General features: G+C 64.8%; 15 protein-coding genes. 10 read left to right on the plus strand and 5 right to left on the minus strand.

What is annotated here, in order from left to right:
* Positions 1–2 precede the first annotated feature (2 nt).
* Positions 3–1,157 (minus strand): YjgN family protein, encoded by a 1,155-nt coding sequence (locus IVB40_RS29315; RefSeq protein WP_247358077.1) that lies wholly within the window; start codon positions 1,155–1,157, stop codon positions 3–5.
* A 370-nt stretch (positions 1,158–1,527) separates the two neighbouring features.
* Between IVB40_RS29315 and IVB40_RS29320 the strand changes: the two genes are divergently transcribed.
* Entirely contained in the window at positions 1,528–2,793 is a 1,266-nt protein-coding gene (locus tag IVB40_RS29320; protein WP_247817090.1) for a cytochrome P450, read from the plus strand.
* Positions 2,794–2,885: 92 nt separating this feature from the next.
* A complete protein-coding gene (locus IVB40_RS29325; protein ID WP_247817091.1) occupies positions 2,886–4,160 on the plus strand; it encodes a cytochrome P450 in 1,275 nt (424 codons plus the stop codon).
* 232 nt (positions 4,161–4,392) lie between these two features.
* On the opposite strand, the gene IVB40_RS29330 is transcribed toward IVB40_RS29325, so the two are convergent.
* Entirely contained in the window at positions 4,393–5,313 is a 921-nt protein-coding gene (locus IVB40_RS29330) for a LysR substrate-binding domain-containing protein (protein ID WP_027565224.1), read from the minus strand.
* 124 nt (positions 5,314–5,437) lie between these two features.
* Between IVB40_RS29330 and IVB40_RS29335 the strand changes: the two genes are divergently transcribed.
* The 4 genes from IVB40_RS29335 to mdlC all read left to right on the plus strand — a co-directional run bounded on the left by IVB40_RS29335 (position 5,438) and on the right by mdlC (position 10,342).
* On the plus strand, positions 5,438–6,607 hold the full coding sequence (locus tag IVB40_RS29335) for an acyl-CoA dehydrogenase family protein (RefSeq protein ID WP_007614510.1): 1,170 nt from the start codon (positions 5,438–5,440) through the stop codon (positions 6,605–6,607).
* Between the two features lie 9 nt (positions 6,608–6,616).
* A complete protein-coding gene (locus IVB40_RS29340) occupies positions 6,617–7,720 on the plus strand; it encodes a CaiB/BaiF CoA-transferase family protein (protein ID WP_027565225.1) in 1,104 nt (367 codons plus the stop codon).
* Positions 7,721–7,735: 15 nt separating this feature from the next.
* Positions 7,736–8,584 (plus strand): MaoC family dehydratase N-terminal domain-containing protein, encoded by an 849-nt coding sequence (locus tag IVB40_RS29345; RefSeq protein ID WP_247817092.1) that lies wholly within the window; start codon positions 7,736–7,738, stop codon positions 8,582–8,584.
* 138 nt (positions 8,585–8,722) lie between these two features.
* Entirely contained in the window at positions 8,723–10,342 is a 1,620-nt protein-coding gene (mdlC, locus tag IVB40_RS29350; RefSeq protein ID WP_247817093.1) for a benzoylformate decarboxylase, read from the plus strand.
* A gap of 173 nt (positions 10,343–10,515) precedes the next feature.
* Here the strand turns inward: mdlC and IVB40_RS29355 are convergent, their stop codons facing one another.
* Both IVB40_RS29355 and IVB40_RS29360 read right to left on the minus strand, forming a co-directional pair.
* A complete protein-coding gene (locus IVB40_RS29355; protein WP_247817094.1) occupies positions 10,516–11,310 on the minus strand; it encodes an SDR family oxidoreductase in 795 nt (264 codons plus the stop codon).
* Between the two features lie 56 nt (positions 11,311–11,366).
* A complete protein-coding gene (locus IVB40_RS29360) occupies positions 11,367–12,062 on the minus strand; it encodes a hemolysin III family protein (protein ID WP_247817095.1) in 696 nt (231 codons plus the stop codon).
* A gap of 184 nt (positions 12,063–12,246) precedes the next feature.
* Here IVB40_RS29360 and IVB40_RS29365 point away from each other — a divergent pair, with 184 nt between their 5' ends.
* Together IVB40_RS29365 and IVB40_RS29370 are read left to right on the plus strand one after the other, a co-directional pair.
* A complete protein-coding gene (locus tag IVB40_RS29365) occupies positions 12,247–13,716 on the plus strand; it encodes a YcjX family protein (protein ID WP_247817096.1) in 1,470 nt (489 codons plus the stop codon).
* The gene (locus IVB40_RS29370; RefSeq protein WP_247817097.1) at positions 13,713–14,741 is read left to right on the plus strand and encodes a TIGR01620 family protein; all 1,029 of its coding nucleotides are present in this window, start codon (positions 13,713–13,715) and stop codon (positions 14,739–14,741) included. Before IVB40_RS29365 ends, IVB40_RS29370 begins: the two co-directional genes overlap by 4 nt.
* Here the strand turns inward: IVB40_RS29370 and IVB40_RS29375 are convergent.
* A complete protein-coding gene (locus tag IVB40_RS29375) occupies positions 14,650–16,314 on the minus strand; it encodes a glycosyltransferase family 39 protein (protein ID WP_247819610.1) in 1,665 nt (554 codons plus the stop codon). The genes IVB40_RS29370 and IVB40_RS29375 overlap by 92 nt on opposite strands.
* A gap of 297 nt (positions 16,315–16,611) precedes the next feature.
* On the opposite strand from IVB40_RS29375, the gene IVB40_RS29380 reads away from it, so the two are divergent.
* Both IVB40_RS29380 and IVB40_RS29385 read left to right on the plus strand, forming a co-directional pair.
* The gene (locus IVB40_RS29380) at positions 16,612–18,345 is read left to right on the plus strand and encodes an adenylate/guanylate cyclase domain-containing protein (RefSeq protein ID WP_027565233.1); all 1,734 of its coding nucleotides are present in this window, start codon (positions 16,612–16,614) and stop codon (positions 18,343–18,345) included.
* A gap of 135 nt (positions 18,346–18,480) precedes the next feature.
* The gene (locus IVB40_RS29385; RefSeq protein ID WP_247817098.1) at positions 18,481–19,680 is read left to right on the plus strand and encodes a molybdopterin-dependent oxidoreductase; all 1,200 of its coding nucleotides are present in this window, start codon (positions 18,481–18,483) and stop codon (positions 19,678–19,680) included.
* Positions 19,681–19,686: the final 6 nt, after the last annotated feature.

Consider the following 19,686-nt stretch of genomic DNA (forward strand, 5'->3'; position numbering starts at 1 on the left):
GCTCAGAATCCCGCGACATCGAGTCCATCGGCAAAGCCTTCGCCCAGCGCGCTGGCAAGCTCGGCGCTGCCGCGCACATCCGCGGCTGCGGCGATGTTGTGCACATCGACCGTTTCCAGCACCTTGGCCCAGAGATCGCGCTGGAGATAGACCCGCATGACGATGTTGAGGGCCAGGGCGAGAGCGAGGTAGCCGATGACCATCATCACCAGTGTCGGGATGCTCTTGCCGGCATTGCCGGGCCCCAACGCCTGCTCGACCGAAAGACCACTCAGCGTGACCACGAGCATGGTCGCTCCGCCGATATAGGCAGCGAAGATGGCCGAGAGCAGCGTCCACCAGCCGATCACTTTCCAGTACAGGCCGTAGAATGCGTTGTGCGGCAGTTGCGAGGACAGGCTGACGTCGCCGATGCGGATGCCGTCGAGCCACCAGCGCCACTCGCGCGCCTTGAATTCGGCATAGAAGAACGGCGCCAGCGGAAAGATCACCATTGCGATCGGGCTCAGCAGCCACAGCCACCAGGCGCGCTTGAAGAACGTCCAGCCGTCGGCTTTGAAATCGCCGCGCAAATCGCCGTAATGAGTGTGCCGCATCTTGTAGCGTTCGAGCGAGGCCTCGCGCCACGGCAATGCGAGCCCGAGCGTCAGGAACACCAGCAAGCCCCACAGCATGGCGCGGAACGAATAGGCCCAGCCCGATCCGTCCATCCAGAACCGCACGCCGCGCCAGACCGTGCGCGTCAGGCGATAGCGCCGCGCGCGAAAGATCGCAAACTGACCGAAGGCGTAGAAGCTGATGAACAGCGGCGTCGAGGCAAAGCCCTGCCAGCGCTCGAACTCGATACCGACAAGGAAGTAAGCGAGGTAGATCGGCACCAGAATCGCGAGCGCGAACAGGAAGCCGACCAGGAGCTCCTTGGCCCGCCCGGTATATTCGGCGGCGTCGCCATCAACCGCGGTGTTCGCCCACAGATGACGGCGGATGTCGGTGACGAGCCAGAACCGGTAGAAGCCGAAGGTGACGAGCTCGAGCATGGCACCCTTGGTGACCAATTTGCGAAACTCGGTACGGTTGCCGGTGAAATCGACCCGCGTGGGCGGCAGCGGCGGGGGTAAGGGTTCGGAGCCGATGGGGGCCCATTGCATGTCGTTCACGGCGGCAACCTCGGGGTGCGGACCTGGTTCGATCAAACTTATAGATCAGAGATTAGTCGATCCCCAAGATGGGCGGGTTCGATTTAGCTCGATTCCGGTCGATTTCTGGCACGATTCCACGGCCGAGGGCGTGCGCGAGATCACGTTGTTGGATCAATGGCCTCGTAGCCCGGATGGAGCGCAGCGCAATCCGGGACAGCGGCAGTGGCGGACCGAATCCCGGATTTCGCTCCGCTCCATCCGGGCTACATCACACCCATGTGGCAAAACTCGCCCTTGCTCCGGCGCAGACAACCGGCTGTAATTGCAAATCAAATACCGCAGCGCAGAATTCAACGAGAACGCGCGGTTCATGTCAGGGAGAGCGGTCATGCATGGGACCATCGAAAGCGCGGCGAAGCTCGACGCGTTACGCGCACGCGCAACGTCACTGCCGCTGGAGCAGTTCGATCCGGGCGACCCCGAGCTGTTCAGGACCGATACGTTCTGGCCCTATTTCGATCGCCTGCGCCGCGAAGATCCCGTGCACTATTGCAAGGACTCGATGTTCGGCCCGTATTGGTCGGTGACGCGCTACAACGACATCATGGAGATCGAGACCAATCATTCGGTGTTCTCCTCGGCCTCCTCGCTCGGCGGCATCACCATCCGCGACATCGATCCGGAACTGCGCCGCGAGAGCTTCATCTCTATGGACCCGCCGCGTCACGTGGCGCAGCGCAAGACCGTGGCGCCGATGTTCACGCCGACGCATCTGGACAATCTCGCGCTGAGCATCCGCAAGCGCTCGGCCGAGTGCCTGGACAATCTGCCGCGTGGCGAGGTGTTCGACTGGGTCGACCGCGTCTCGATCGAGCTCACCACGCAGATGCTCGCCGTGCTGTTCGACTTCCCCTGGGAGGACCGGCGCAAGCTGACGCGCTGGTCGGACATCGCGACCACCATTCCCGGACCCGACGGCCTCGTCGCCACCGAAGACGAGCGTCAGGCCGAGCTGACGGAATGCGCGGGCTATTTCGCGCGGCTGTGGAAGGAGCGCATCGAGCAGCCGCCCAAGAGCGACCTGTTGTCGATGATGGCGCATGGTGCCGCGACGCGCGACATGGACGCGAAGAACTTTCTTGGCAATCTCATCCTTTTGATCGTCGGCGGCAACGACACCACTCGCAACACCATGTCCGGATCGCTCGACGCACTCAGCCAGCATCCGGAGCAATATCGCAAGCTGCGCGAAAACCCCGCGCTGCTCGACAGCTTCGTGCCGGAAGTGATCCGCTGGCAGACGCCGCTGGCCCATATGCGCCGCACCGCGCTTGCGGACTTCGAGTTCCGCGGCAAGCAGATCAAGAAAGGTGACAAGGTCGTGATGTGGTACGTTTCGGGCAACCGCGACGCCGACGCGATCGAAAAGCCCTACGAATTCATCATTGACCGCGCCCGCCCGCGCACGCATCTCTCGTTCGGCTTCGGCATCCACCGCTGCGTCGGCTTGCGGCTTGCCGAACTCCAGCTCAAGATTATCTGGGAAGAGATCCTCAAGCGATTCGACCACATCGAGGTGGTCGGCGAACCCAAGCGGGTCTATTCGAGTTTCGTGAAGGGTCTCGAAACCTTGCCGGTGAAGATCGCGGCTTAGATTCGCAAAGATGAGTTCGACACGTCCACAAGGAAGCTGCGCCCCCTCTCCCGCACGCGGGAGAGGTTGAGCAAGCAACTGGAGCAACCACCATGAACATCCAAGCGCCGGTTCAAATGGACAGGGCCGAACGCATGCGCAGGGCGCGCGAGGAGGCCTATGCGACCCCGCTGGCGCAGTTCCACCCGGGCGCGCCAAGGCTGTTCCAGGATGACACCCTGTGGCCGTGGTTCGAGCGGCTGCGCAAGGAAGAGCCGGTGCATTACTGCACCAACGCGCCGATCGAGCCGTATTGGTCGGTGGTGAAGTACGACGACATCATGCATGTCGATACCAATCACGGCCTGTTCTCCTCCGACTCGACGCTCGGCGGCATCGGAATCCGCGACGTGCCGGAAGGTTATGACTGGCCGAGCTTCATCGCCATGGACCAGCCGCGTCATTCGTCGCAGCGCAAGACGGTGTCGCCGATGTTCACGCCGACTCATCTGGACGAGCTGGCGAAACTGATCCGCCAGCGCTCGCAGACCGTGCTCGACAATCTGCCGCGCAACGAGACCTTCAATTTCGTCGAGCGGGTCTCGATCGAGCTGACGACGCAGATGCTCGCCACCCTGTTCGACTTTCCCTGGGAAGAACGGCGCAAGCTGACGCGCTGGTCCGATGTCGCGACCGCGCTGCCCAAGAGCGGCATCGTGGCTTCGGCCGAAGAGCGCCGTCGCGAGATGGATGAATGCTACGCCTACATGTCCAAGCTCTGGAACGAGCGCGTCAACTCCGCCCCGCGCAACGATTTGTTGTCGCTGATGGCGCACAACGACGCCACGCGGTTCATGGATCCCGACAATCTCATGGGCAACATCATCCTGCTCATCGTCGGCGGCAACGATACCACGCGCAATACCATGACGGGCTCGGTGCTGGCGCTGAACGAGAACCCGGAGCAGTACGACAGGCTGCGCGCCAACCCGGAACTGATCGATTCCATGGTGCCCGAAGTGATCCGCTGGCAGACCCCGCTCGCGCATATGCGGCGCACCGCACTGCAGGACACTGAAGTTGGCGGCAAGCACATCAAGAAGGGCGACCGCGTCGTGATGTGGTACGTCTCCGGCAACCGCGACGAGGAGATGTTCGAGCGGCCGAACGAGTTCGTCATCGATCGCCCGCGGCCGCGCACCCACCTCTCCTTCGGCTTCGGCATCCACCGCTGCGTCGGCATGCGCCTCGCCGAGCTCCAGCTCAAGATCGTCTGGGAAGAGATGCTGAAGCGCTTCGACCGGATCGAGGTGGTCGGCGAGCCCAAGCGGATCTATTCGAGCTTCATCAAGGGGTATGAGTCGCTGCCGGTGAGGATTCCGGGGTAGGCTCATCCTCCGTCATTGCGAGGAGCCCTTGCGACGAAGCAATCCAGACTGCCACGGCGGAAAGATTGCTGGATTGCTTCGCTGCGCTCGCAATGACGAGGTTTCGGCGACTTGTGCGCCTCGAGGCCCCAGCGGTGAACGCGGGAATACCCTGCTATAAAATTCCGGCATGACAGCTCGCGCCAGATGCGAAGGCGAGATCGCGCGCGACTGGTCTACGACACCGGCACATCTAACTCAACCTGATGTCCCACACGCCTTCCTTGCGGCAGGCGGCGACTTCCTCGCGCAGGAGGGCGGTGACTGCAACCGAGGCCGTCGAGACCGGACGGTCGATCGGAGAGGCGAATATGAGCTCGCGCGTCATCGGCTTCGAGACGACAGCCGTTTCCAGCCGCCCATCCGCGACCTCGCCGTGGACCGACGAGGGCGGCAGCAGCGCGAAGCCGAGGCCTTCCTCGACGAGACTCGTGAGCACGCGGAACGAATCCGCTTCGAGCTGGACGTTGAGCTTGATCTTGCGCTGGGCCGCCGCATGCTCGATCAGCGCACGGAGGCCGTGGGAATGACTGGGCAGCACCAGCCGTTGCCGCAGCAGCCAGCCGACATCGACGCTCTTCTTGCGCGCGAGGCCGCAGCCGCGCGGACCCACCGCGACGATGTTGTCGCGACCGAGGCTCTCCACGTTGAGATGCAGATCGGCGGAGCGGCCGTAGAGGATGGCGAGATCCATCTCGCCGCGGTGCAGCCATTCGACGAGATGGCCGCTGTAGCTCTCGACGATGCGCAGCGAAATGCCGGGAAATTTCTCGACGCAGCGCCGCGCGAAGCGCGCCGACAGCACGCAGCTCACGGTCGGGACCAGGCCGAGCACGACCTGGCCGGACGGCGGCCCCTTGGACGACTGGATGTCGTCGCGGATCTGGTCGATCTGCCGCACGATGCCGGAGGTGCGCGCCAGCAACAGGCGGCCGGCATCCGTAAGCACCATGCCGCGGCCGTTGCGGGTGAACAATTCCGTACGCAGTTCGTGTTCCAGGAGCTTGATCTGCCTGGACAGCGCGGGCTGCGCCACACGCAACGTGTCGGACGCCTTGGAGAGGCTGCCGAGCTCCGCCACGCAACTGAAGGTCCTGAGCTGACGGAAATCCATGCTTGCCAATCCTGGAAGGCTACTCCATACGCTATAGCAAATGAGCATAGGGGGCTGGCATTGTTTTCACAACGCCAGAGGATCGGCCGGCGTTATCTTAACTGCCGCACATACGGGAAACCCCATGAGTGAAGAACACCACACCGAAGATCACGCCGACATCCGCGAAGCCGTCGCAAAGCTCTGCGCGCAGTTTCCCGGCGAATACTGGCGCAAGCTCGACCGTGAGATGGCCTACCCCAAGGCTTTCGTCGACGCGCTGACCGAGGCCGGCTATCTCTCGGTGCTGATCCCCGAGGAATATGGCGGCGCAGGCCTGAAGCTTTCTGCGGCCGCCGCGATCCTCGAAGAGATCCAGCGCGCGGGCTGCAACGGCGGCGGCTGCCACGCCCAGATGTACACGATGGGCACCGTGCTGCGGCACGGCAATGACGAGCAGAAGGCAAAATACCTGCCGAAGGTCGCGAGCGGCGAATTGCGGCTGCAAGCCTTCGGCGTCACCGAGCCGACCAGCGGCACCGACACCACCTCGCTGAAGACCTTCGCACGCAAGGACGGCAATGCCGGCTACGTCGTCAACGGCCAGAAAATCTGGACCAGCCGCGCCGAACATTCCGACCTGATGCTTCTGCTGGCGCGCACCACGCCGAAGGACCAGGTCAAGAAGCGCACGGATGGACTTTCGGTGTTCATCGTCGACATGCGCGAGGCCAAGAACAAGGGCCTCGAGATCCGCCCGATCCGCACCATGATGAACCACGCCACCACCGAAGTGTTCTTTACCGACATGAAGGTGCCGGCGGAGAATCTGATCGGCGAAGAGGGCAAGGGCTTTCGCTACATCCTCTCAGGCATGAATGCCGAACGGATCCTGATCGCGGCCGAATGCGTCGGCGATGCCAAATGGTTCATCGCCAAGGCCACCAACTACGCCAAGGAGCGCAGCGTTTTCGGCCGGCCGATCGGCCAGAACCAAGGCATCCAGTTCCCGATCGCCAAGGCCTACGCCGCGATGCGCGCGGCCGAATTGATGGTGAAGGAAGCGACGCGCAAATACGAGGCCGGGCTCGACTGCGGCGCGGAGGCCAACATGGCAAAAATGCTCGCAGCCGATGCGTCGTGGGAAGCGGCGAATGCCTGCGTCCAGACCCATGGCGGCTTCGGCTTCGCCGAGGAGTACGACGTCGAGCGCAAATTCCGCGAGACGCGGCTCTATCAGGTGGCGCCGATCTCGACCAACCTCGTGCTGTCCTTCATCGCCGAGCACGTGCTCGGCATGCCCCGCTCGTACTGAGGCAGCACCATGGGAGCACTTGACGGGATCAGGGTGATCGCGGTCGAGCAGGCGGTGGCGGCCCCGTTCTGCTCGTCGCGGCTGGCGGATGCCGGCGCGGAAGTGATCAAGATCGAGCGGCCCGAAGGCGATTTCGCCCGCGGCTATGACGCGGCGGCCAAGGGCCAGAGCAGCTATTTTGTGTGGCTCAACCGCGGCAAGCAATCGGCGGTGGTCGATCTCGCCACCAAGGAAGGCTGCGCCGAGCTGGAGCGACTGATCGCAAGCGCCGACGTGCTGATCCAGAATCTCAAGCCGGGCTCGATGGACAAGCTCGGCTTTTCGCGCGAGCGGCTGCTGAAGGACTATCCAAAACTGATCTCGTGCACGATCACCGGCTATGGCGACGAGGGCCCCTATGCGCACCGCAAGGCCTACGACCTCCTGATCCAGGCCGAGAGCGGCCTTGCCTCGATCACCGGCAATCCCGACGGCGCCTCGCGCGTCGGCATGTCCATCGTCGATGTCGCGACCGGCGCCACCGCGCATGCGGCGATCCTGGAGGCGCTGATCGGGCGCGGACGCACCGGCAAGGGCGCCGACATCCGCATCTCCATGTTCGACGTGATGGCGGACTGGTGTACCGTGCCGCTGCTCAACTCGGAAGCCGGCAATCCGCCCAAGCGCATGGGCCTGCGCCATCCCTCGATCGCACCCTACGGCGTGTTCACGTCCAGCGACGGCAAGGACATCCTGATCTCGATCCAGAGCGAGCGCGAGTGGAAGACGCTCTGCGCGAAGGTGCTGGACCAGCCGGATCTGCCCGCCGATCCGCGCGTTGCCAACATGGTCGAGCGCGTGCGCAACCGCGACTTCACCGACAAGACGGTCGCGGATGCCTTCGCCAGGATGACGCGCGACGAACTGCTCAAGCGGCTGTCCGATGCCGACATCGCCTTTGCCGAGGTCAACACCATGGCGGACCTCACCAAGCATCCGCATCTGCGCCGCATCGAGGTCGACACCCCGCAAGGACGTGTCAGCTATCCCGCGCCGGCGCCGATCATCGTCGGCGAGACGCGCAGCTATGGTGCCGTGCCGGCGATCGGCGAAAATCCCCAATCCAAAAAATAACAAGAGCGAGGCGTCATGACCGAGCAGCTCGACATCGATCATCTCAGGCAATGGATCGGCCGCAGCGAAGAGGCCACCGACACCGTCACCGCGCAGCTCGTGAAGGGTTTGCGCGCGACGCTGTTCCAGGAGGTCGGTTCGCCCAAGCCGGGCGATGCGGCGCCGTTCACGGTGCATTGGTGCCTGGCGCAGCCGGTGTTTCCGATGTCGATGCTCGGCCCCGACGGCCACCCCACCCGCGGCGGCTTCCTGCCGCCGGTGCCGCTGCCGCGCCGGATGTGGGCCGGCGGCGAGATCGAGTTCCTGCAGCCGCTGCGCGTCGGCGATGAATCGACGCGGAGCTCGCGCATTGCGGACGTGCAGGTGAAGACGGGATCGACCGGCACGCTGTGCTTCGTCTCGGTCGAGCACAGCATCTCCTCGCCGCGCGGCATCGCCATCCGCGAGCGGCAGGACATCGTTTATCGCGAGATGACGACCACGTCCGCGCCGGCAAAGGCGCCGCCTCCGCCGCCGAAGGCGCAGCATCGCGAGACCCATGTCTCCGATCCCGTGCTGCTGTTTCGTTATTCCGCGCTGACCTTCAACGGCCACCGCATCCACTACGACCGCGACTACGTCACCAAGGTCGAGGGCTATCCGGGCCTGATCTTCCACGGACCGTTGCAGGCGACGTTCATCATCGAGATGGCCGCGAAGCTGCGCGGCGGCAAGGCGCCGAAGAAGTTTTCGTATCGCGGGGTGCAGCCGCTGTTCGAAGGCTCGGAGTTCTCCATCAACGCCAACGAGACCGCTGATGGCATGGAGCTGTGGACCGCGAACGCGGAGGGGCAGCCGACGATGAAGGGGACGGCAGTGTGGTGATAGTCTCTCCTCGTCATTGCGAGGAGCGAAGCGACGAAGCAATCCAGACTGTCACCGCGGCGGCATTCTGGATTGCTTCGCTGCGCTCGCAATGGCGGCTGGGTTAGCAGCGCCGACAAACATCAGGGAACAGAAACCATGGCGAAGAACGGCAAGAGCGGCAGCAAATCCGTCACCGTCAAGCAGGCGACACTCGACCTGCTGCGCTCCTTCGGCATCAGACGCGTGTTCGGCAATCCCGGCTCGACGGAGCTACCGTTCCTGAGCGACTGGCCCGACGACATCGACTACGTGCTGGCGCTTCAGGAGGCCTCCGCGGTCGGCATGGCCGACGGCTACGCGCAGGCGACGCGCAATGCCGGCTTCGTCAATCTGCATTCGGCCGCCGGCGTCGGCAACGCGCTCGGCAACATCTATACCGCGCATCGCAACCAGACGCCGCTGGTGATCACCGCGGGCCAGCAGGCGCGCTCGATCCTGCCGTTGCAGGCATTCCTGTATGCGGAGCGTGCGTCCGAATTCCCGCGGCCTTATGTGAAATACAGCGTCGAGCCGGCGCGGCCCGAGGACGTGCCGGCCGCGATCGCGCGCGCCTATTACACCGCGATGCAGCCGCCCTGCGGGCCGACTTTCGTCTCGATCCCGGTCGACGATTGGGCGCATGCGGCAGCTCCCATCGAAGCCCGCAAGGTCAGCCGCGAGATCGGGCCCGAGGCTGACGCGATGAAGGCGCTGGTCACCGCGCTCGCTTCAGCCAAGCACCCTGCCCTCGTCGTCGGCCCCGGTGTCGATCGTGCCGGCGCGGTCGAACTGATGGTGCGCGTGGCCGAGAAGGCCAGGGCCAGCGTCTGGGTCAGCCCGTTTTCGGCGCGCTGCTCGTTCCCGGAACGCCATCCCCAGTTCGCGGGCTTCCTGCATGCCTCGCCGGCGCAATTGTCAGACGCGCTACGCGAGCACGACCTCGTCGTCGTGATCGGCGCGCCGGTGTTCACCTTTCACGTCGAAGGCCACGCCGCGATCTTCGATGGCGGCGCGACGATCTTTCAGATCACCGATGACGCGGATGCCGCAGCGGTTACGCCGGTCGGAACCAGCATCATCGCGACGATGAAGCCGGCGCTCGCGATGCTGCTCGACCTCTTGCCGGAGAGCAAGCGCGCACCGAAGGGGCGAACGCCGCCGCCGGCGCCGCAGGCCGCCGATCCACTGCCGGTCGAATTCCTGCTGCATTCGCTGTCGCAGGCGATGCCGGACGGCGCGTCGCTGGTCGAGGAAATCCCCTCGCACCGTCCGGCGATGCAAAAATTCATGCCGATGCGCGGCCAGGATAGTTTTTACACCATGGCGAGCGGCGGCCTCGGCTACTCGCTGCCGGCCGCGGTCGGCATGGCACTCGGCAAGCCGAACAGCCGCACGGTATGCCTGATCGGCGACGGCTCGGCGATGTATTCGATCCAGGCGCTGTGGACCGCCGCGCAGCGCAAGCTGCCGCTCACCATCGTCGTCATCAACAATTCCGGCTACGGCGCGATGCGCTCATTCAGCCAGGTGATGCAGGTGCGCAACGTGCCGGGACTCGAGTTGCCGGGGATCGATTTCGTCCGGCTCGCCGAGGGCATGGGTTGCCATGCGGTGCGGGTGAGCAAGGCGGCCGAGCTGGGCGAAGCGCTCAAGCGCGGGATGGCATTCGAAGGGACCAGCCTCGTCGAGGTGATCGTGGATTCGGCGGTGCCGGTGCTGTACGGGCAGAAGCATTAGGGGCGCACTGCGCTTCATGCCGTCGTCCTGGCGAAAGCCAGGACCCATTACCCCAGGGAGTAGTTTGGCGAAGACTTGTCGTTCGGTACTGCTACTAGGGCAAGATCGGTAGACCTCGCGGTATGGGTCCTGGCTTTCGCCAGGACGACTCCGAAATTGTGGACCCGCCTTCCCTACGTCCCGAACTCGTCGCGCATCTTCGCCTGGATCTTGGCCATGCCGCCGATCCAGCGGTCGTAATTCTCGGTCTTCTTGCGCATGTAGCCGAGCACCTGCGGATGCGGCAGGATCAGGAACGTCTCCTGTTCGAGGCCGGCGAGCACGTCCTTGGCGACCTGCTCGGGCGAGAGGTCGCCGTCGCCGGATTGCGGGCCCTTGGGGATCGAACGCAGCATGTTGGTATCGACGCCCTGGGGGCAGAGGATCGAGACACGGATGTTGTGCGCCTTGTGAGAGATCGCGAGATTTTCGGCAAAGCCGACCGCGGCATGTTTGGTGGTGGAGTAAGCCGGGCTGCCGACCTGCGACAGCAGGCCCGCGGCCGAGATCGTGTTGAGGAAATAGCCGCCGCCGCGCGCCTTCATGCGCGGGATCAGATGCCGCGCCGCATAGACATGCGCCATGACGTGGATAGCCCAGCTGCGCTGCCACGGCTCGTCGGAGGCACCGCCGGCATTGACCGACATCGGGTCGAAGCCGCCGCCGATGCCGGCATTGGAGCAGAACAATTCGATCGGGCCGAACTGCCGCTCGGTCTCCTCGATGACGTGGGAAATATCCTTTTCCTGCGCGACATCGCATTTGAAGGCCGCGCCATCCACCGTGGCAGCGACCGCCCTTGCGTTGTCCGCGTCCATGTCGGCGACGACGACCTTGGCCGCACCGGCCTTGTGAAAGGCTTCGCAGAGCGCCTTGCCGATGCCGTTGGCGCCGCCCGTGACGACCACGACCTTGCCGGTCACCTGCATGCGACGTCTCCTCTTGTCTTATACCGTTTTGGCTTATTCCGCTTCGCGGAGCTTGCTCAGCTCAACACGAGGTCGAGCACCGCGGTATAATGGCACGCCGCGCCGGCCAAGACAAAGCCGTGCCAGATCGCATTCTGGAAGCGCAGCCGCCGCCAGGCATGAAAGATCACGCCAAAGCTGTAGAGCAGTCCACCCGCAAGGATGAAGCCCAGCACCAGCGCAGGCAGCGCCTTGACCACGGAGTCGTAGAGCATGATGCCGCTCCAGCCCATCGCGAGGTAGATGCCGACCGCGACGCGGTCGAACCGGCCGGGGTAGAGAAGTTTCAGCACGATGCCGAGGAGTGCCACGCACCAGACGCCGGCGAGCAGCACCAGCGCGACCCCACTGTCCTTCACCTCCAGGATGAACGGCGTGTAGGTCGCCGCGATCAGGAGATAGATCGCCGAATGATCGAAGCGCCGCAGCAGCCATTTGGCCGGCGAGACCGGCCAGAGATTATAGGTCGCCGACAACACCAGCATCGAAAGCAGGCCGGCGACGTAGATCGAGACGCCGACGATGTCGGTCGCGTCGGCAAAGAGCACGGTCAGCACCACCAGCACGGTCGCGGCAATGATGCCGCAGAGCACGCCGATCGCGTGGATCACGCCGTCTGCGATCAACTCGGCGCGGTCGTAATGCCAGCCGACCGCGTCGGCGGCTGCGTGGACGGAGGAGGATGCGAGCTGTTTCAATTGGAAGACGGTCATGGCAATCCGCAACGTGAGTTAATACCCTCTTGTATGGGTGTTTCGGGATCGGCGCGTCGTTCAAACGGCTGATTTGCCGAGAAAGACGGTGGAAGTATGAAGCTTGATTTTCCTCAGGCAGTTGCCACTTTTGTGACTAGTCCGTTTTGCGTATCCGCCCTCGCCCGGGATTCCCAACGTTCATATGGCATTTAGTTTCCAGGATATGGTCGAAGAAGCGCGCCTATCGGCGAGGGCGCTGATCGACTATGGCGAGCACTTCTTCAACCCGACGGTGCGGCTCGGGGTCACCGGCCTGTCGCGGGCCGGCAAGACGGTGTTCATCACCGCGCTGATCCACGGTCTGACGCGCGGTGGGCGGTTTCCGGTATTCGAGGCCTATTCATCCGGGCGGATCGCGCGGGCGCATCTGGCGCCACAGCCGGACGACGCCGTGCCGCGCTTTGCCTATGAGAGCCATTTGCGCGCGCTGATCGAGGAGCGGCGCTGGCCGAGCTCGACTGTCGACATCAGCGAGCTCAGGCTCGTCATCGACTACCAGCGCCCGAACGGCGCCGACCGCACGCTGACGCTCGACATCGTCGACTATCCCGGCGAGTGGCTGCTCGACCTGCCGCTGCTTCAGAAGAGTTTTGAGCAATGGTCGGCCGAAAGCCTTGCGTTGTCGCGCGAGGCGCCGCGCGTCCATCTGGCCGCGGACTGGCACGCGCATCTCGCAACGCTCAAGCCCGAGGCGCGCGAGGACGAGCAGGCGACGCTCACGGCCGCAAAGCTCTTCAGGGGCTATTTGCAAGGCTGCCGCGACGAGCGGTTTGCGATGAGCCTGCTGCCGCCCGGCCGCTTCCTGATGCCGGGCAATCTCGCCGACACACCGGCGCTGACCTTTGCGCCGCTCGACGTGCCCGCCGGCGGCCAGGCACCGGAGGGATCGCTCTGGGCGATGATGGTGCGCCGCTATGAGGCCTACAAGGACGTCGTGGTGCGGCCGTTCTTCCGGGATCATTTTGCCCGGCTCGATCGCCAGATCGTGCTGGCCGACGCGCTCGCCGCGTTCAACGCCGGCCCCGAAGCGCTGCACGATCTCGAAGCCGCACTCGCGGGCATTCTCGACTGCTTCAACATCGGCCGCAGCACGATCCTCTCCGGCCTGTTCCGGCCGCGGATCGACCGCGTTCTGTTCGCGGCGACCAAGGCGGATCATCTGCATCATTCCAGCCATGACCGGCTCGAGGCCGTGCTGCGCCGCGCAGTCACCCACGCGGTTGCGCGCGCGGAAACTACCGGCGCTGCGATCGACGTCGTCGCGCTCGCCGCCGTCCGCGCCACGCGCGAGGCCCAGGTCGCGCATGGCCGTGACAAATTGCCGTCGATTTTGGGAACGCCGGCCGCGGGCGAAAGCGCCGGCGGCGAGTTCTTCGACGGCAACACCGAGGTGGCAACCTTTCCGGGCGACCTGCCGCTCGATCCCGAGCCGCTGTTCAACGGCACCGATGCGTTCCGCGGGCTCTCGACCGAGGCCGCCGACAGAAGCGATTTTCGCTTCCTACGCTTCCGCCCGCCAAAGCTCGAACGCGAGGGGGCTGACCAGCCGGCGCTGCCTCACATCCGCCTCGACCGTGCCTTGCAGTTCCTGATCGGAGACAAATTGTCATGAACGACCGATCAAAGTCACGGCGGCCGGCAACGTTTCGGCTCGACGACCCCGGTGTTGTCGTCACCGAAGCCGACGAGACGACCCGGCTCGGTCGCACCACCATCCAGATCACGCCGGAGCCCGATCCGGCGAATTTGCCGGTGCCGATCGCAGCGACGCTTCCGGCGCGGCGCGGCTTTCCCTGGGGCGCATTGTTCTGGTCCGGCGTTGCCGGGCTGACGCTGCTCGGGGTCGGACTCGGCGTCGTCCGTCTGATCGAGGATCTGTTTTCGCGCAGCGAAAGCCTCGGCTTCGTCGGACTGGCGCTTGCCTTTATCACCGCGCTTGCGCTCGCGGTGGTGACCGGACGCGAGGCGTTCGGGCTGGCGCGGCTGGCAACGATCGAAAAGCTACATCAGCGCGCGGCCGCCGTCCTTGCCAGCGACGATCGCAAGGAGAGCCGCATCATCGTGCATGATTTGCTCAAGATCGCGCATCAGAACCCGCAGCTCGCGCGCGCCCGTGCCGCACTGGAGAGCCACACCGGCGAGATCATCGACGGCGCCGACATGATCCGGCTCGCTGAGCGCGAATTGATGTCGCCGCTGGACATCGAGGCGCGGCGGCTGGTGTCATCAGCCGCGCAGAAGGTCTCGATCGTCACGGCGGTTTCGCCCCGCGCGCTGATCGACGTGTTGTTCGTGTTCGTGGCGTCGCTGCGCCTGATCCGCCAGCTCGCTTTTCTCTATGGCGGCCGTCCCGGCGCGCTCGGCATGATCCGCCTGCTCCGCCACGTCATCGCCCATCTCGCCATCACCGGCGGCATGGCGGCGAGTGACAGCCTGGTGCAGCAGATGCTCGGCCACGGCATTGCGGCGAAGCTGTCGCAGCGGCTGGGCGAAGGCATGCTGAATGGATTGCTGACGGCGCGGCTGGGCCTCGCCGCGATCGACGTCACCCGGCCGCTGCCGTTCGCGGCACTGCCGCCGCCGAAGCTGTCTGATCTCGCGACGGATCTGCTGCGGAAGAAGGACGAGGAGGAGTAGCGTTCTGTTTGCCGTCCCACGCTTGCGGGGAGACGAACGCCAGCACGCGCCACTGGAACAGCGGCGAGTTCGTCGGCGGCGACAGCTCCGGGGTCCAGCCTGAGAGCTTCTCCAGCACATAATTGTCCATCACGAGACCGCGCCAGCGGCGTTCGACTTGACCAAGCGACTCGCGCTTGGCGGGGATGTTCTCCCACAGCGATGAGCGGTTGTCCGGCTCGCGTCCGACATAAATGCCCGCGTGGTCCTTGATCCGATCCATGCCGGGATCACGAAAGTCCTGGAAGCGGCCGCGCTCGTTGAGCTCAATCACGGGCACGCGGCCCCTGAACAGCCAGCGCATCATGGCATAGGTGCGATAGTCCGTGGTTGCGATCCAGGTCGCGCCGGTCTCGTCCAATGCGGCCTGTGCGCGCGCGGCGACCTGCTCGTAGCCGGACTCGGCACCGATCGGATCGATCTTGCCAAGTAAATTCCACGGCGCGGCGACGTAGTAGAAGAACACGATGACGACAAAGGCGATGCCCGAGACCACCGCCGTGTTGGCCCAGAACAGCGACGCCCTGACCATCCGCGCCGATCTTCCTTCGCCCGACAGCATGGTGAGGTTGACAGCGGCGGCGGCGAAACCCACCGGCCACATGAACATCGGCCAGGTGTCGCCGACGCGTAGGGTCAGGGATTTCGCGAGGAAATAGAGAAACGGCACCAGGACCGCGGTCGACAACAAAATCGCGACCGGCTCGCGCGTGCGATAGCCACGCCACGCCGTCATCACCACCCCCGTCAGCACCACCGGCAGCATGACGAAGCCGACCAGTCCGAATTGCAGGCCGATGTAGTCGCCGAAGGTGCGGAGCGAGATGCCGTAGCTGGTGGTGGCGCGCACGCCCTGGAAGCGGATCGCGGCCCAGTCGTGCTGCACGTTCCAGATCAGGACAGGCGAGAACACAGCGATTGCGATCAGGACCGCGAGATACGGATAGGGGCTGCGCAGCCAGCGCCAGCGCCAATCCGGCACCAGCAGAAAGGCGGCAACCGCCGGCGCGAACATGATCACGGTGAATTTGGACAGCATCGCCAGCCCGGCGAACAGGCCGGCCGCGAGCCACCAGCGGCGATCGCCGCCCTGCGCAAGCCGCACCAGGCACCACATCATCGCCACCGCAAACGGGATCATGGCGACATCGGGCGCGACCTTGGCCATTAGCAGGCCGTAATAGAGCGCGGCCTCCGGCATCAGCACCGCGAGCACGACGGCGCGCACATCATGGGTGAGGCGGCGGACGATATCTGCGAGCAGGAGCTGCGTCACCAGCATCGCGACGATGCCGCCGAAGCGCACACCGAGCGGGGTGTCGCCGAAGATCGCGGTGCCGAACCGGATCAGCCAGGCGATGCCGGGGGGATGATCCAGGAAGCTGAGCGCCGTCTCCTGCGACCACGTCCAGTAATAGGCCTCGTCCGTACGCAGCTCGATTGCGGAGGCGTAGACCATGCGCAGCAGCGTCATCGCAGCAATGATCGCCGCGGCCATGACGAGCGGCCGGCGCGCCGCGCCTACGGGGGGCATCGTGATGTCGGGAGCTGTCGTCACGGCGGCGCTTTTCGCCAACCTCGGAGGGGGAGTCAATGTTGGGGACGGATCGACCTATTCCGCTGTCGCGATCCCAGCCCCGACGAGGAGACTGTGGGGTGGGCAAAGCGAAGCGTGCCCACCACAAGTGCCTATGGTGGGCACGGCGCCAAGGCGCCTTTGCCCACCCTACGATTTCGTCACCCTGCCGCGGATGTGATCCCGCAAGCTGGCCATCCCCGGAATTAAACGCGACGCTGGCTGTTCTCCTTCATGAACTGATACAACAGAATCATGGCCGCTACCGCATCCTCACGATTTTCCGAGCTTTCCCGCGCCATCAGCGTGCGCCAGGTGCGGCTGGTCTGCGGCGTCATCCTGTTCGCCTATGTGGTCAGCCATTTCCTCAACCATGCGCTCGGCAACATCTCGGTCGATGCCATGGAGATCGGGGTCTACTACCACACTCTGTTCTGGCAGTTCCTGCCGGTTGCGATCACGTTCTACACGGCGGCGCTCACGCATATGGGGCTCGGCATCTATGCACTGTATCAGCGCCGGCAGTTCCGCTGGCGGACGGTCGAGCCGCTGCAGCTCGTCCTGGGCTTGAGCATCCCCGCGCTGGTCATGGGGCACGTGATCGGCGTGCGGCTCGGCCAGACGCTGTACGGGCACCAAAAGCTCTATCCGCAGGAACTCTATCTGTTCTTCGTTGCGTCGAACCGCATCTGGACCATGACGATCCTGCTTCTCATCGCCTGGGTGCACGGCTGCATCGGCATCTATTTCTGGCTTCGTCTCAAACCGTTCTTCACGCGCGCGGCGCCCTATCTGCTCGCGGCGGCCGTGCTGATCCCGACGCTGTCGCTGCTGGGTGTCTACCAGGGTGGCCGCAGCGTCGAGGTCGAGGCCGACGACGGGGAATGGCGGACGCATAATCTCACGCGCCGCCAGGTCGGCACGGCTGCCGAGGCCACGACGCTCGACCGCATCACCGGCGGCCTCACCGCCGGTTATCTCGGATTGCTCGCCTTGGCGCTGGCCGCCCGCGGCGTGCGGGCCTTGCGCGAACGACGTGGTGGCATGATCGCGCTGTCCTACGGCAACGGCAAGACGGTGCGCGTCCCGAAGGGCCTCTCCGTGCTGGAGGCGAGCCTGCGCCACAATGTGCCGCATGCCAGCGTCTGCGGCGGCCGCGCCCGCTGCTCGACCTGTCGCATCCGCATCATCGGCGATCATGACGCCCTGCCCGAGCCGTCGCAGCGCGAGGCGTTCGTGCTCACCCGCGTCGGCACCAGCGACCCCTCGATCAGGCTCGCCTGTCAGCTGCGGCCGACGTCGGATCTCTCCTTCTTCCAGCTCTTCACCGCGCATACCCTGACGGCGAGCACACAGGCCTCGACGCCCGCCAGAATCGGCCAGGAGCGCTATCTCGTCAGCCTGTTCGTGGACATGCGCGGCTCGACGCAGCTGGCCGAGAAGCGGCTGCCGTTCGACACCGTGTTCATCGTCAACCGCTTCCTCGGCGCCGTCTCGCAGGCCGTGATCGAGAATGGCGGCCAGCCGAACCAGTTCGTCGGCGACGGCATGCTGGCGCTGTTCGGACTGAGCGCCGATCCGCAAGAGGCCTGCCGGCAGGCGCTGAAGGCCGCCGCTGGCATCGCCAGGCAAATCGACGATCTGAACGAGCTCCTGAGCCACGATCTGCGCCAGCCGATCCGCTTCGGCATCGGCATCCACGGCGGCGAGGTCATCATCGGCGACATCGGCTATCGCGATCACATCGTATTCACGGCGCTGGGCGATGCCGTCAACGTCGCGGCCCGCCTCCAGGACATGACCAAGACACTGGCCTGCGAAGCGATCGTCTCGGAGGAAGTCCGCCGCACCGCGGGCCTTGCCGACGATGCGCTGCCGCAGCAGGAGGTCGCGATCCGCGGCCGCGACGAACCGATGGCCGTGCGCGTCGTCGCGGACGCGAGGGAGCTGTCGGCACTCGTCGACCACGGCGAACGCGTCGCGGCGTAACACCGGCTTGCTGCAACGCAACGGCATGGGCCTGCTGCGAAAGCACGAATTGACTTCATCCGAGTCGTTACGACAGATGAGTGCGAGATCGCGGTGATGACCGTGATCCACCGAAAAGCTCCGGGAGGAGACCACATGTTCGATCGACGCGACCTGCTCAAAGGAGCGGGCCTTGCCGCTGTTGCGACTGCACTGAACTCGACCAAAGCGTTGGCACTCGACACCGTCGCCCTGCCCTTCGCCAATGGCGAACGACCTTTGGTGAAATATCCGCAGAAGCGGCCGATGATCGGCCTGACCAGCCGCCCGCCGCAGCTCGAGACGCCGTTCGCGGTCTTCAACGACGGCCCGATCACGCCGAATAACGCGTTCTTCGTGCGCTATCACCTGTCCGACCTGCCCTACAGTCTCGACCCCGACAAGTTCACGCTCGAGGTCAAGGGCAAGGTCGACAAGCCGCTCAAGCTGTCGCTGAAGGACATCAGGAAGATGAAGGCGACCGAAATCGTCGCCGTCAACCAGTGCTCCGGCAACAGCCGCGGCTTCCTGGATCCGCGGGTGGCCGGCGGCCAGCTCGCCAACGGCGCGATGGGCAATGCGCGCTGGCGCGGCGTGCCGCTGAAGGCGGTGCTGGCGATGGCGGGCGTGCAGAGCGGCGCCAAGCAGGTCACCTTCAACGGCATGGACGGTCCGGTCAGCGACAAGACGCCCGACTTCGTCAAGGCGCTCGATATCGATCACGCCAGCGACGGCGAGGTGATGCTCGCCTATGGCATGAACGGCGAGGACCTGCCGTTCCTCAACGGCTTTCCGCTGCGCCTGATCGTGCCCGGCTATTTCGGCACCTATTGGGTCAAGCACGTCAACGAGATCACCGTCATCGACAATGTCTATGACGGCTTCTGGATGAAGTCGGCCTATCGCATTCCGGACACGCCGAACAATGCGGTCGAGCCGGGCACCGCACCGAAGGCGACGATCCCGATCAACCGCTTCACTATCCGTTCCTTCATCACCAGCGTACCCGACGGAGCCAAGCTGAAAGCAGGCGGCACGACGCTGCGCGGCATCGCGTTCGACGGCGGCAAGGGCATCAAGGAGGTCGCGGTCTCCACCGACGGCGGCAAGACCTGGACCGGCGCCAAGCTCGGCAAGGACCTTGGCAAATACTCGTTCCGTGAATGGACGCTGCCGGTGAAGCTCGCGGCGGGCTCTCACGAGATCAAGGTGCGCGCCACCGGCAATGGCGGCGAAACCCAGCCGGATACGCCGCGCTGGAATCCGGCGGGTTACTTGCGCAACGTCGTCGAAACCGTCCGCGTCACCGTGGCTTGAGGGGAA

Origin of the sequence: Bradyrhizobium sp. 40, assembly GCF_023100925.1 — a bacterium.
GTDB lineage: Bacteria > Pseudomonadota > Alphaproteobacteria > Rhizobiales > Xanthobacteraceae > Bradyrhizobium.

Bases quoted from the DNA above. Each gene is read 5' to 3' on its own strand.
- IVB40_RS29360 (WP_247817095.1), bottom strand. From the start codon at position 12,062: ATGACCGTCTTCCAATTGAAACAGCTCGCATCCTCCTCCGTCCACGCA.
- IVB40_RS29340 (WP_027565225.1), top strand. From the start codon at position 6,617: ATGGGAGCACTTGACGGGATCAGGGTGATCGCGGTCGAGCAGGCGGTG.
- mdlC (WP_247817093.1), top strand. From the start codon at position 8,723: ATGGCGAAGAACGGCAAGAGCGGCAGCAAATCCGTCACCGTCAAGCAG.
- IVB40_RS29335 (WP_007614510.1), top strand. From the start codon at position 5,438: ATGAGTGAAGAACACCACACCGAAGATCACGCCGACATCCGCGAAGCC.
- IVB40_RS29355 (WP_247817094.1), bottom strand. From the start codon at position 11,310: ATGCAGGTGACCGGCAAGGTCGTGGTCGTCACGGGCGGCGCCAACGGC.
- IVB40_RS29330 (WP_027565224.1), bottom strand. From the start codon at position 5,313: ATGGATTTCCGTCAGCTCAGGACCTTCAGTTGCGTGGCGGAGCTCGGC.
- IVB40_RS29385 (WP_247817098.1), top strand. From the start codon at position 18,481: ATGTTCGATCGACGCGACCTGCTCAAAGGAGCGGGCCTTGCCGCTGTT.
- IVB40_RS29345 (WP_247817092.1), top strand. From the start codon at position 7,736: ATGACCGAGCAGCTCGACATCGATCATCTCAGGCAATGGATCGGCCGC.
- IVB40_RS29320 (WP_247817090.1), top strand. From the start codon at position 1,528: ATGCATGGGACCATCGAAAGCGCGGCGAAGCTCGACGCGTTACGCGCA.
- IVB40_RS29365 (WP_247817096.1), top strand. From the start codon at position 12,247: ATGGCATTTAGTTTCCAGGATATGGTCGAAGAAGCGCGCCTATCGGCG.
- IVB40_RS29325 (WP_247817091.1), top strand. From the start codon at position 2,886: ATGAACATCCAAGCGCCGGTTCAAATGGACAGGGCCGAACGCATGCGC.
- IVB40_RS29370 (WP_247817097.1), top strand. From the start codon at position 13,713: ATGAACGACCGATCAAAGTCACGGCGGCCGGCAACGTTTCGGCTCGAC.
- IVB40_RS29380 (WP_027565233.1), top strand. From the start codon at position 16,612: ATGGCCGCTACCGCATCCTCACGATTTTCCGAGCTTTCCCGCGCCATC.
- IVB40_RS29375 (WP_247819610.1), bottom strand. From the start codon at position 16,314: ATGCCCCCCGTAGGCGCGGCGCGCCGGCCGCTCGTCATGGCCGCGGCG.